This window comes from Streptomyces roseolus, assembly GCF_014649855.1.
In the GTDB taxonomy this organism is placed as follows: Bacteria; Actinomycetota; Actinomycetes; order Streptomycetales; family Streptomycetaceae; genus Streptomyces; species Streptomyces roseolus.
Genome location: NZ_BMTV01000007.1, coordinates 32,116 through 44,758 on the forward strand (window position 1 = coordinate 32,116; position 12,643 = coordinate 44,758).

At 75.4% G+C, this 12,643-nt stretch carries 10 protein-coding genes and 1 pseudogene; 2 read left to right on the forward strand and 9 right to left on the reverse strand.

Annotated features, from left to right (window positions below; all coding sequences use genetic code 11):
- Window positions 1-135 precede the first annotated feature (135 nt).
- The gene (locus IE245_RS10035) at window positions 136-1,656 is read left to right on the forward strand and encodes a glycoside hydrolase family 26 protein (protein WP_189946441.1); all 1,521 of its coding nucleotides are present in this window, start codon (window positions 136-138) and stop codon (window positions 1,654-1,656) included.
- A gap of 3 nt (window positions 1,657-1,659) precedes the next feature.
- Here the strand turns inward: IE245_RS10035 and IE245_RS10040 are convergent, their stop codons facing one another.
- The 9 genes and pseudogenes from IE245_RS10040 to IE245_RS10080 form a co-directional block, all read right to left on the reverse strand.
- The gene (locus IE245_RS10040) at window positions 1,660-2,802 is read right to left on the reverse strand and encodes a GNAT family N-acetyltransferase (protein WP_189946658.1); all 1,143 of its coding nucleotides are present in this window, start codon (window positions 2,800-2,802) and stop codon (window positions 1,660-1,662) included.
- Window positions 2,803-2,804: 2 nt separating this feature from the next.
- The gene (locus IE245_RS10045; protein WP_189946442.1) at window positions 2,805-3,473 is read right to left on the reverse strand and encodes a YveK family protein; all 669 of its coding nucleotides are present in this window, start codon (window positions 3,471-3,473) and stop codon (window positions 2,805-2,807) included.
- A 57-nt stretch (window positions 3,474-3,530) separates the two neighbouring features.
- Window positions 3,531-4,664, reverse strand: a pseudogene (locus IE245_RS10050) (glycosyltransferase); the annotation flags it as partial.
- A gap of 23 nt (window positions 4,665-4,687) precedes the next feature.
- On the reverse strand, window positions 4,688-5,491 hold the full coding sequence (locus IE245_RS10055) for a polysaccharide deacetylase family protein (protein WP_189946443.1): 804 nt from the start codon (window positions 5,489-5,491) through the stop codon (window positions 4,688-4,690).
- Window positions 5,388-7,211, reverse strand: a complete 1,824-nt coding sequence (gene murJ / locus IE245_RS10060; protein WP_229851189.1) for a murein biosynthesis integral membrane protein MurJ — start codon at window positions 7,209-7,211, stop codon at window positions 5,388-5,390. Before murJ ends, IE245_RS10055 begins: the two co-directional genes overlap by 104 nt.
- A 238-nt stretch (window positions 7,212-7,449) precedes the next feature.
- Window positions 7,450-8,787 (reverse strand): O-antigen ligase family protein, encoded by a 1,338-nt coding sequence (locus IE245_RS10065; RefSeq protein WP_189946444.1) that lies wholly within the window; start codon window positions 8,785-8,787, stop codon window positions 7,450-7,452.
- Between the two features lie 2 nt (window positions 8,788-8,789).
- Window positions 8,790-10,244: an exopolysaccharide biosynthesis polyprenyl glycosylphosphotransferase gene (locus IE245_RS10070; RefSeq protein ID WP_189946445.1), complete on the reverse strand. Its 1,455-nt coding sequence runs from the start codon at window positions 10,242-10,244 to the stop codon at window positions 8,790-8,792.
- The gene (locus IE245_RS10075; protein ID WP_189946446.1) at window positions 10,241-11,377 is read right to left on the reverse strand and encodes a glycosyltransferase; all 1,137 of its coding nucleotides are present in this window, start codon (window positions 11,375-11,377) and stop codon (window positions 10,241-10,243) included. The genes IE245_RS10070 and IE245_RS10075 overlap by 4 nt, the downstream gene beginning before the upstream one ends.
- A gap of 1 nt (window position 11,378) precedes the next feature.
- Window positions 11,379-11,864: a hypothetical protein gene (locus IE245_RS10080; RefSeq protein WP_229851190.1), complete on the reverse strand. Its 486-nt coding sequence runs from the start codon at window positions 11,862-11,864 to the stop codon at window positions 11,379-11,381.
- 403 nt (window positions 11,865-12,267) lie between these two features.
- Between IE245_RS10080 and IE245_RS10085 the strand changes: the two genes are divergently transcribed.
- A complete protein-coding gene (locus IE245_RS10085) occupies window positions 12,268-12,507 on the forward strand; it encodes a chaplin (RefSeq protein ID WP_189946448.1) in 240 nt (79 codons plus the stop codon).
- The last annotated feature ends 136 nt before the right edge of the window (window positions 12,508-12,643 follow it).

The window sequence follows — 12,643 nt, forward strand, 5'->3', positions numbered from 1 at the left end:
GCCCCAAGTGGGCGATGAAATCCTCTAATGGACTACGGAGAGAAGGAAAGCCGCGTTCACGGTCGGCTCATTAGGAATACTTTCAGAACATCGGATTGACTGTGCGTCAAGCGGCGTGTGTCTGAAGGAGCGGCCATGGAACCTGTCGGAGGAACACCGAGAAGAACAAGAACATGGCTGGGGGTGATCACCGCCGGCCTCCTCGTCTCGGGCTCGGTCGTGCTGTCGGCACCCGCCCACGCCGCCGCGTCCCCCATGACGGAGGATCCCGGTAAGGCTCTCCCCGCCGTCTCGGCCATGGGCGCCTTCCTCGATTCCGGTTCGCGGGGCGTCAGCCGGATCGCCGAGCTGGAGCGCTGGCTCGGCGGCCGCGAGCTCCGCGTCGGCCACACCTACCTGCCCGGCGACCTCTGGTCCAACATCGAGGGCCCGCCCGGCTTCCTCGACGCCTGGGCCGACTGGCGCAACGCCAAACGGGACCGGATCTTCGTCCTCAACGTCCCGATGCTGGAACGCAACGAGGCCGGCGTCTCCGACCAGGAGGTACGCCGCCAGCTCCAGCTCGGCGCGGCCGGCTACTACGACCACCACTTCCGCACCCTCGCGCAGCGGCTCGTCGAGGCGGGGGCCCTGGACCCGGTCCTCATCCTCGGCTGGGAGATGAACGGCACCACCTACACCCATCGCTGCGGGCCCGACCCGACGGCCTGGAAGAAGTACTGGAACCGGATCGTCACGACCATGCGGTCCGTGCCCGGCCAGCGGTTCCGCTTCGACTTCAACCCGAGCCGCGGCCGGGACGCCGTGCCGTGGACCGAGTGCTACCCCGGCGACGACGTCGTCGACATCATCGGCATGGACTCGTACGACCAGCCGCCCGGTTCGGATTTCGACCGGCACGTGAACGAGCCGTACGGGCTCCAGAAACAGGTCGATTTCGCGGCCGAGCACGGAAAGCAGATCTCCTATCCCGAATGGGGGCTCTTCCGGAACGGCGACAACCCGACGTACATGCGGCGCATGCTGGAATGGATCCGGCAGCACAAGCCGCTCTACCACACCATCACGGACTATTGCCCGCACGGCGTCTGGCAGTGCGACGACAATCCGCAGTCGTCACGGGTGTTCCGGGAGATGCTGTACGGGGCGGAGCCTTCGGTGCCGGTGGATCCGGTCGACCCCGTGGACCCGGTGGATCCTGTCGACCCGGTGGATCCGGTGGACCCGACGGTTCCCGAGCCGAAGCCTGAGCCGAAGCCGAAGCCGGAACCGAAGCCGGAACCGAAGCCGGAACCGAAGCCGGAACCGAAGCCGGAACCGAAGCCTGAGCCCAAGCCCGAGCCCGAGCCGAAGCCCGAGCCCAAGCCGGAACCGAAGCCTGAGCCGAAGCCCGAGCCCAAGCCGGAACCGAAGCCTGAGCCGAAGCCCGAGCCCAAGCCGGAACCGAAGCCTGAGCCCAAGCCTGAACCCAAGCCCGAGCCCAAGCCCGACTGTTGGGAGGTCGAGCTCGGGGACTGGGTGGAGAGCTGGCTCGGCGGGCCGGTGTGCGTGTCCGAGGAGACCGGCTGGAAGGACGAGCCGAAGCTCGACCTCGACCTGGGCCTGAAGCTGGACCTCGTCTGGAAGGAGGCCCTGAACGGCGCCTGGCCGTTCTGACGGTCAGCCGCCCGGCGCGGACGCGGGCGCGCGGCCGGGGAGGCGGGCGAGGAGCCGGCCGGCCCAGGCCCGCTCCCGCGCCTGCCGGGCCGCCCAGCGCCGGGCGTCCGCCGCGCCCGCGCGGAGCCAGAGCAGCGGGGCCGTACCACGGGCGGTGAGCAGCAGCCGCCGGTTGCGGACCGGCTCCGGTCGCCAGTGCTGCTTGTACGGTTCGCTGCCCCGCAGCATGCTCAGCGTGGCCCGGCCGCCCGCGCTGGTCTCCCGGGCCCCGTGCCGCAGCAGCATCGCGGCGACGTCGACCTTCCGTTCCCGCAGCACCGGGTCGGCGCCGTACAGGTAGCCGCCGGCGAGGCGCGGGGACATCAGGGTGAGGTCGGCGGCGACGACGTCCCCGCCGAGCCGGAACTCGGTGACCATCGCGTCGCCCCGCTCCACCATGGGCCGGACCGCCCGTGCCAGGTGCTGGGCGAACCGCTCGCTGGTGTGCTCGGCGGTCACGCCGCGGCCCCGCCACTGGAGCTGGTGGAGGGTGAGCAGGCGGTCGAGGGCGGCCGGCACGTCGGGGCCGGTCACCACGTGCGCGTCGATGCCGAGCGCGTCGAGTTTGCGCAGCTTGGCGCGGACCCGCTGGGCCTTCCCGGACGGGATCCGTTCGAGCAGGCCCTCCATGGGGACGGCCGGCAGCTCCAGGCAGAGCGAGTCGGGGAGCCGGCGGCGCGGTCCGCGCCAGTGCGCGAAGACCCGTTCGGCGGCGGCGCCGGGCCGCACCTCCCGCAGGTCGACCACCGCGCCCCGGGCCGCCCGGGCGACGGCGGCGGCCAGCGCGGCGGCCGCCTCGGGGCGCTCGTCGTCGAGGAGGACGTCGGTGAAGTCGGTGATGGCGCCGCCGAGCTGGGTGAGCACGGGCAGCGGCCCGCGCGCCCGCATCAGGGGTGCCGCCGCGACCAGCGCGCCGGAGCCGTCCCGTACGAGCACCACCCGCAGCGCGCCGGGACGGCCGTACGACACCCACCAGGAGTGCAGCCAGGAGTGGGACTGGAAGGGGGTCGCCGAGGAGCAGCGCCCGTACAGCGCCGTCCATTCGGCCGCCAGCCGCCCGAAGGCCTCCGTGTCACGGCAGAGTTCGGTCCGCAGGGTTCTTCCCAAGGTCACACCGCCTCCGGCTGGTGGGCGGCGGGCGCGGGCACCGCGGCGCCCGTGGCCGCCGCGGGACGGGAGTGGCGGCCCTCGGCGCGTCCGGCGGACCGCCTCGGGCGGACGAGCAGCGCGAGCCCGCCGAGCAGCCCGCCGGCGCAGGCGCCGACGAGTGCGGAGAGCGGCGCGGACGGCGACACGGGGGCGGTCGGCTTGGTCGCCCGGGAGAACTGGACGACCTTGACGCCGGTGCTGCCGGCGACGTGCGAGGAGTTGAGGACGAGCGCGCGGGCCACGCCGTCGGCGATCGACACCGCCTTCGACGGCTTCGACGCCCGGGCGGTGAGGGAGATCATCGGCGCGTCCGGGGAGGTCTCGGCCTGGACGCTCTCGCGGAGGGTGGCGGCGCTGACGCCGGCCCAGACCTGGGCGTCGCCGGTGACCGCGATGTCGGTGGCGACCCGGCCGTACGCCTGGGCGAAGCCGAGCGCCGCCGCCGGGTCGGACTTCTCGCCGGGGACGACGATGACGTAGCTGGTGGCGGCGTACTCGGGGGTCTTCAGGGCCCCGTAGCCGCCGCCGAGCGCGGCCCCGGCGACCACGGCGGCGGGCAGCACCGCCCAGCGGCCGGGGGAGCGCAGGGGGGCGGGCACGCGTGCGGCGCGGGGTGGGGTGGTGGTCATGACGGGCTCTCTCGCTGGGACGGGCAGGGGATTCGAAGGCGTTTCAGGGGGTGCTCACGGTGCGGGGCGGCCGTGGACGGCCCGGTCGTAGAGGGTCATCAGCCGGTCGGCGCTGTGCGCGATGTCGTAGCGGCGGGCGGCGGCCGGGGCGGGCAGGCGTACGGGCCGGGGGCCGTGCGCGGCCCGCAGCTCGTGCAGGGCGCCGATCAGCTCGGGCACCGACTCGCCGATCCGCCGGGCGCCGGGCGCCGCGTCGGCCGGCAGGTCCTCGATCGCCGGGCACGCCACGTACAGCACGGGCAGCCCGGCGGCGAGCGCCTCGACGACGGCGAGTCCGAAGGCCTCGTCGGGCGAGGTGGAGACGAAGACGTCCATGGCGGCGAGGAGTTCGGGGAGCATCGGCCCGGCGGGGACGTCCAGCGGCGGGTCCTCGCAGGCGCCGAAGAACAGCACCCGGCCGGCGGCGCCGCACTCGCGGGCCACCGTGCGCAGCTCCTCGCGGCGCTCGCCGTCGCCGACGAGGAGGAGCCGGGCCTCCGGCACCGCGGCCACGGCCCGGATCAGCCGGTCGAACCGCTTGCCGGGCGCGAGCCGGCCCACCCCGCCGACCACGAAGGCGTCCTCGGGGATGCCGAGGACGCCCCGGGTGAGCCGGCGGGCGCGGGGCGCGAAGGCGAAGCGGTCGGTCTCGATGCCGTTCGGCACCACCTGGATCCGGTCCGGCGCCACCCCCCAGTCGGCGAGCCGGCGGGCCACGCTCGCCGAGACCGCGACCGTGGAGGTGCCGAGCCGCTCCGACGCCAGATAGAGCGCGCGGGTGCCCGCCGACAGCGGACGGCCCTCGATCTGCTTCTCCCCGAGCGAGTGCTCGGTGGCGATGACCCGGCGGACGCCGCCGAGCCGGGCGGCGAGCCGGCCGTAGACGCAGGCCCGGTACAGATGGGTGTGGACGAGGTCGTAGCCGCCCCCGCGGATCAGCCGGGCGAGCCGGGGCAGGGCGCCCACGTCCCGGTTCCCGGTCATGCCGAGGTGGCTGACCGGGGTGCCGTCGGCCTCGATGCCGGCCGCGACCGGGCCGGGGTTGGTGAGCGTCACCACCCGGCCCTGGACGGGGAGGTGGCGCAGCAGCAGGCGGAGCTGCTGCTCGGCGCCGCCGATGCCGAGGCCGGTGATGACGTGCAGGACCTTCAGGGGCCCGCTCTTTCCGGGGCGGCTCATCCCAGCACCGCCGCCGCCGGGCCGGTGCGGGCGGGGACCAGTTCGGCGGGATGGCGGCGGCGCAGCGGGTGCAGGGCCCGCTTCGCGGTGAGCCGCCACGGGGTGTCGTTCTCGCCGATGTGGACGCGGGGCAGGGCGTGGGTGCCGGTCAGGGGGCCGGGGTCGATGGCGCAGGCATAGCCGTACCCGGCCTTGCGCACGGCGCGGACCACGCGCGGGTCGACCGCCCCGTAGGGGTAGCAGAAGCCGTCCACCGGGCCGCCGGTGATCTCCTCCAGGAGGGCCCGGGAGCGGCGGGTCTCGTCGGCGAGGGTGGCGTCGTCGGCCTCCGTGAGGCGGCGGTGCGTCAGTCCGTGCGAGCCGATCTCCATGCCGGCGCCGGCGATCCGCTCGATGCCCTCCTCGGTGAGCAGCGGCTTGCGCGGCCCCTCGGCGTCCCAGTCGTTGGTGCCGCCGAGCCGGCCCGGCAGGACGTAGACCGTGGCCGTGAAGCCGTGCCGGCGCAGCAGCGGCAGCGCCGAGTCGAGGAAGTCGGCGTAGCCGTCGTCGAAGGTGAGGCCGACGAGGCCCCCGGCGCGTCCGGCGGCGGTCGCGGCGAGCAGCTCCCGCACCGACACCCCGCGCAGGCCCCGGTCGCCGAGCCAGTGGAGCTGACGGGCGAACCGTACGGGGGAGACCGTCACCCGGTACGGATCGTCAGCGGTGTCCGTGATCGAGTGGTACATCGCCACCCACAGGGGCGGCTTCGCCCACAGGGGCGGCTTCGGCAGCAGACGGCGCAGCGCGGTGGGGGCGGGCATGGTCTGTCCTTCGGCGTCGGGTGGTGGCGTGGGGGAGGGGAGGGATCTCGGGCGCCTTGGCGGCGCAGGCGAGGAAGACGAGGAAGACGGCCGCGACGGCGAGGGCCGCGACGGCGAGGGAGACCAGCGGGGGGCCGACCGCCACCGAGCAGAGCCAGCCCGCGCCGGTCGCGCAGGCGCCCGCCGTCGCGAGCCGCAGCAGGCCGTCGCCGAGCCGGTCGGCCCGGACCGGGACGGTCTGCCGGTGGGCCCCGCACAGCAGCAGGACGGCGGTGAGCGTGATGCCGAGGGCGTTGGCCGCGGCGATGCCGACGGCGCCCCAGGCGGCGGCGCCGGGCACTCCGGCGGCGGCGGTGGCGGCGAGCCCGGCGGCCATCGCGGCGGCCGGGTACCAGAGGGGGCGGGCGGCGGAGAAGTAGCAGCGGACGAGGGCGCCGACCATGGTCTGGCCGAGCAGCCCGAGGGCGTAGACCCGCATGACGGCGGCGGTGGCGACCGTGTCCGAGCGGTCGAACTCCCCCCTCTGGAAGAGTAGTTCGACGATCTTGGGGGCGGCGGCGATCACCACGGAGGCACCCGCGAGGACCACCACGGCCGCGAGCAGCAGATCCCGCTCGACCCGCCGCCGCGCCCCCTCCGGATCGCCCGCGGCCAGCGCCCGCGCGACCACCGGGAAGCTGACCGTGCACAGCATCAGCGACAGGATCATCGGCATCTGGGCGATCTTCTGCGCGTAGTTCAGGTGCGAGATCGCGCCCGACGGGAGCGGCGCGGCGAGGAACCGCTCGATCAGGGTCTGCGACTGCCGGATCAGCGAGAAGGCGACCACCGGCGCGACCAGCCCGAGGACCACGAGCCGCCCGTCCCCGGCGAAGCCCGGCGCGGACGACTCCGGCTCCCGCGCCGGCACCGGCCGCGCCCGCAGCTCCCGCACGAGCGCCGGCACCTGCACCAGCACCATGAGCACCCCGCCGACCGCGACCCCGGCGGCGGCCGACCGCACCCCCCACGGATCGCGCAGGAGCACCATCGTGCCGATGATGCCGACGTTGTACGCCACGTAGATCGCGGCCGGCGACAGGAAGACGTGGTGCGCCCGCAGCGCCGCCGAGCAGTAGCCGACCAGCGCGAAGGTGAGCACACAGGTCGCGGTGAGCCGGGTGCAGTCCACCGCGAGGCCGGGGTCGGAGAGGCCGGGCGCGAGCAGCCGGACGACCGCCGGCGCGGCCGCGACCAGGACGGCGGCGACGGCGGCGACGGAGAGGGTGAGCCGCGGCAGCGTCCCCCGCACCAGCTCCCGTACGGGATCCCCGCCGAGCGACCCCGGACGGCGGGCGAGGGCACGGGAGAAGGCCGGTACGAGGATCAGCGCCATCGCGTCCTCGATGAGCAGCGTCGACGCGAACTCCGGCACCGTCCACGCCACCAGGAAGGCGTCCGTCTCCGCGCCCGCGCCGAAGTATCCGGCGAGGATCTGGTCCCGTACGAGCCCGAGCACCGCCCCGAGGGCCGTCAGCACCGCCGTCACGGCCGCCGCCTTCGCGAGGAAGCCCCGCCCCTGTCCGCCCCCCGCCGCCCGCGCCTTGGCCCGCGCGTGCGCCCGCCGCCCCTTCGGCGTGACGGGCGCGGGGGCGTGGGCGGAGGAGGGGTCGGGCGGCGGGGCGGTGGCCGTGGCGGCCGGCGCGGGTGCCCACACGTCGGAGGCCGGGGTGTGTCCCACCGGGCGGCGCACCGGGATCCGCCGCGCCCCGCTCGGTCCGGCCGGCGGCGCCCCGGCACCGCCCCCCGGCAGCACGGCGGCCCCCGGGGCGCACGGGGAGTCCGTGGCGTCCGGGGGCTGGGGGGACCAGGGGTCGGTCAGGGGTTCGCCGCGCGGCGGACACGGCGGGGCGGCGGGGCCGCCGGAGCCCGGAGGCGCGACGTGCGCGTCCGTGGGATCCGGCGGACCGGCCCACGGGTCACGCACCGCGCACCTCCGGCGGGCCCTCCGGCCCGGGTGCGAGGGCCCACCAGGCCGCGAGCCCGAAGACCACCGACATCAGCACCGTCGACGGGCCGCCGATGTCCGCGTAGAAGAAGTCGATCAGCTGCCAGGCCAGCAGCCCGCCCGCCACCAGGGCGCACTCCGCCCCCGTCCGGCGCCGCCGCAGCGCGCCCACGAGCAGCGCCAGCCAGCTCCCGGCGAGCGCGAGCAGCCCGATGAGCCCCTGCTCGCCGAGGACCAGCAGGTACATGTTGTGCGGGGAGAGCAGCGGCTGCTTCCGGTACCCCGCGCCCGCGCCCGCCGTGTCGCTGCCCGCGGAGAGCGCCACCGAGGCGTGCGAGTCCCGGTAGTGGGGGAAGCCCTTCAGGCCGACGCCGGTCAGCGGCTCGGAGCGCCACATCCGCCCGGCCGCCGCCCACATCGTGTACCGGTCCGTCACCGACTGGTCCGGCGCCGCCGTCACCCGCGTGATGCTGGTGACCCGCTCCTTCACCATCTCCGAGCCGATCCCGAGGCCGCCGACGAGGACCACCGCGAGCGCGCCCACCGCCAGCGTCACCCGTGCCGCCCGCCGCACCCCGCCGAGCAGCAGCTGGATCCCGCAGGCCAGCACGGTCGCGATCCACGCGCCCCGGCTGAAGGAGAGCAGCAGCGGCACCACCAGCAGCGCGGCGCAGACCAGCGCGGCGGTCCGCGTCCGCCCGGCCGGCGAACCGAGCGCGATCCCCGTGACGATCACCAGGCCGTACGCGACCACCGTCGCCATGCCCATCACGTCGGTCGCGCCGAAGGTGCCGACCGCCCGGATGTCCTCGCCCTGGTACGAGGCGCCCGTCCCCGTCAGGAACTGCCCGACGCCCACCGCGCCCTGGACCAGCGCCAGCGCCACCACGCCCCACGCGACCACCGCGAAGTCCCGCCGGTCCCGGATCGTCAGCAGCACCGCCGCCGGGACGAGCACGAAGACCTGCACGTAGCGGGCGACGCCCGGCAGGCTCGACGCCGGGTCGTTCGAGGTGACCGCCGCCAGGCAGATCCCGAACACCGGCAGCCCGAGCACCACCGCCGCCGTCCGGGTCAGCGGCCGCGCGCCGCCGCGCAGGAGCCGTACGAGACAGATCAGGACGAGCAGTCCCGAGGCCGCGTCGGCGACCGTGCCGGTGCCGCCGGTCCCGCCCTGCGCCCCGCCGCCCGGCACCAGGAGCAGCGCGATCACCGCCAGGACCGGGGAGAGCGCCCCGGCCCTGCGGACCCAGTCCCTCGGCTCGGGAACCCTCGCCGGGGCCGGCACCGTCGTCACGGCCGTCGCCATCCTCAGCTCCCCGTCGGCCGGACGAGCCCGGCCGCCGTGCGGACGAGGATGCAGACGTCCTGCCAGAGCGACCAGTGGTCGATGTAGTGGTTGTCGAAGCGGCAGCGGTCCTCGATCGAGGTGTCGCCGCGCAGCCCGTGGACCTGCGCCAGACCGGTCAGCCCGACCGGCATCCGGTGGCGGGCCGCGTACCCCGCGTGGATCTTGCTGAACTGGGCGACGAAGTAAGGGCGCTCGGGCCGGGGCCCGACCAGGCTCATGTCGCCGCGCAGCACGTTCCACAGCTGCGGCAGCTCGTCGAGCGACGACTTCCGCAGGAAGCCGCCGGCCGCGCTCATCCGCCGGTCCCCGGCCACGTTCCACCGGGTCGCCGACTCCGTCTCGTCCGAGGGCCGCAGCGTCCGGAACTTCAGCAGCGTGAAGTGCCGCCCGTGCTGGCCCACCCGCTCCTGCCGGAACAGCACCCCCGGCCCGTCCGACAGCCGCACCGCGAGCGCGCACGCCGCGAGGACCGGCAGGGCCAGCGCCAGCGCCGGACCGGCGAGCGCGATGTCCAAAGCCCGCTTGGCCACCGCCCCGCGCCGCTCGGTCGCCGGGACCAGACGACGCCGCGCGTACCCCCACACGTGTTCGCCCATCGGACCCTCGTGCCACTCCCCGCCGACCCGCCAGGTCGTACAGCCGTAGTGCTGGAAGAGCGTCACCAGCTCCGGCTCGTGGGACAGGAACACCGCCTCGCGGACCGTGTTCTGGATGACCGCCCGGCGGATCTCCTCCGCCGTCGTCAGGAGCGGAAGCCCCGGCTCGACCGGCCGCTGCTCGCCGACCGTCGCCTCCGGCAGCCCCACGATCCCGACCGGCCGCATCCCGTACTCGGGGTGCTGCGCCGCCGCCGCCGCGAACCGGCGGGCCGCCGCCGGCGGACCCACCACGAGCGCCGACCGCGGCCGCTCCCGGGCGATCCGCCGCCCGCGCGCCAGCAGCACCGCCCGCAGCACGGCCGCCACCCCGACGTGCGCGGCGTACGCCCCGCACAGCCGCAGCGGCCCGATCGCGAGCAGCGGCGACCAGGCCGCCGCGCCCGCCGCCGCCACGCACCACACCACCCCGGCCCGCGAGGCGAGCGCCGGCAGCTCGTCGAGCAGACGCGCGTGCATCGGCGGCCGGTAGAGCCCACCGCGCCCGTCGAGCAGGAGCAGCAGCGCCACGACCGGCAGCAGCAGCCGCGGGTCCTGGTGCGCCGGGCCGAGCAGCGCGGCCCCGGCCAGCACCGCCAGACAGTCGACGACCCGCAGCGCCGACGCCCCGGGGCCCGGCCGCACGGCCGCCCGGCGGCGCGCCGGCGCGAGCCGGCCCGAGAGTCGCCGGCGGGGAACGAACGAGGCCGGCCCGAAGGCCGGACCCGCGACCGGCCACGGGCCGGGTGAGGAAGGAACGCTGGTACTTTCCGTGGTCACTGCGCAATCGGCTCTCTGTGCTCCGTGCCCCGCACTCCGGCCAGCTCGCGGTAGATCTCCGCGACGGCCGCGCCGGTGCGCCGCACATCGAAACTGCTGAGGACGTGCTCGTGGGCCTCGCGGCCCAGGTGGTGCCGCAGCTCCGGCCGGCCCAGGAGACGGCCGAGAGCGGTGGCGAGGGCGGCCGGGTCCTCCGACGGGACCAGGCACAGGGCTTCGTGGCCGGGCGGCAGGCTCTCGCGGGCCCCGTCGACCTCGGTGACGACGACCGGCCGGCCCGCCGCCATCGCCTCCAGGGGCGCCAGTGCCATGCCCTCCCAGCGGGACGGCAACACGACGACGTCCGCCTCCCGGTACCAGGGCGCGGTGTCGCCGACCGCGCCGGCGAACCGCACCGAGGGACCGGCGGCGGCCCGCAGCCGCTCCCCGTCCGGACCGTCGCCGACGAGCACGAGCCGCGCGGCCGGCACCTCGGCGAGGACCGCGGGCCAGGCGGCGAGCAGCACGTCCTGGCCCTTCTGCCGGCACAGCCGGCCCACGCACACCACGGTCGGCGCCGGGTTCCCGGCGGGGCCGTCGGTCGCGAACCGCGCCACGTCCACGCCGTTGTGCACCACCGACCAGGCCGCCGCCACCCCGGCCTCCTCGCCGGTACGCCGCTCGGCCTCGCTCACGCACAGGATCCGGTCGGTCCAGCGGGCGCCGAAACGCTCCCAGCGGCGCGCCAGTTCGGCGGTGGTGCCGGTCACGGCCTCGAAGGACCAGGCGTGCGGCTGGTACACGGTCGGGACCCGGCCGCGCACCGCGAGCCGGGCGCAGAGCCCGGCCTTCGCCGAGTGCGCGTGGACGAGCCCGGGCCGCACGGCCCGGACCACCCGGGCCAACCCGCGGGTCTCCCGCAGCAGCGCGGGGCCGGGGTCGCGCCCGGCCCGCCAGTCGTGGACCTCGGCGCCCTCGGCGCGCAGATCCGCGGCGAGCGCGGTGCCGGGCGGGCAGGCGGTGACGGGCCGCAGCCCGGCGGCGCGCTGGGCGCGCACCAGGTCGACGACGACCCTGGCCACCCCGCCGTCACCGGGCTGGACCGCGTGCAGGACGGTGACGGACCCGGGGTCCGCCTCGATCGGGGCCCGCACGTCAGCGCCGTACGTCCGCCCGCGGGAAGAGCGCGCCGGGCCAGACGGTGTCCTCGCGGCTGCCGAGCCGGACGTGGACACGGTCGGCCCCGTTGCGCGGCGCCCCCCGCAGATCGAAGACGTCGGAGTCGTACCCCGGGGTGTTCCCGACGGCGGGGAAGCGTGCCGTACCGGCCTTGCCGAATTCGGTGCTCCCGGAGTTCGGCCAGTCGTCCGCGGAATGGGTGGAATCGTTGATCGACGCGGACTCCTGACGGCGCGTCCGCGCCGCCGGGTAATCCCCGGCAGTTTCCCGGTCGCCGGGCTCCGCGATCAGCACCCGCCCGTTGTCCTTCGGCGACTTCTGCTCGCCCACCCGCGGGTCGGCGCCCCGGTGCAGCCGGGCCCGGGCGGCCTCCCCGGGTGCGGGCGGCGCGGCGGCGGAGGCGAGTGGCGACGCGGCGGACAGAACCGCGCACGGCGGGGCGCACCACACGCCGCGACGCACAGCAAGAACCGCTGAATTCCGCATACAGGTTCTCCGCTTTGATGAGAGAAGGAAGGGAAGACCCGTGAAGACCGGGGGAGGGGGAGGTGTCGTCCGCACAAAATGGGTGAACGCGCGGCGGGCCCGGAAGCAACGTTCGGGAACGTTATAACCCCGGTGCGGGGCGATAGTAAGCATTAGCTGCCCGGAAACGCTAACTCCCGTATCCGTGCGGCAGGTTCCTCGTTGAGCGTGTTGCGCCTTTCTCCGGCCCGTCGCTCGAATGGCCCTCCTGCAAGCCAAAGATCGGTTGAACGTCACCCGTTCGGGAGAGCAACCGAAGAAAAACCGGCGCGTTGTTGAGGGAGCCGGGCCGAACAGTCCGCGCAGTCCGAGTTGGAAATCGATCGAGGAGAACTTCTCCATGTCCCGTATCGCCAAGGCCGTCGTCCTGACCGTGGGTGCCGCCGCCGCGGTCGCCGGTGCCGCCGGTGCCGCCGCCGCCGACTCCATCGCCGAGGGCGCCGCCGTGAAGTCCCCCGGTGTCGGCTCCGGCAACGTCGTGCAGGTCCCGGTCCACGTGCCGGTCAACGTCTGCGGCAACACCGTGAGCGTCATCGGCGCGCTGAACCCGGCCTTCGGCAACGTCTGCGCCAACGTCTGACCTCGCACGTCTGATCGGTCCTTCCGAAGCCGGTGCGCCCGCCCCTCGGGGCGGGCGCACCGGCTTTTTCCTTGCGGCCACCGGGCCGGCACCCGTTCGGACGCACCCCCGTGCGCCGCCCGGTGCAACGGCGTAC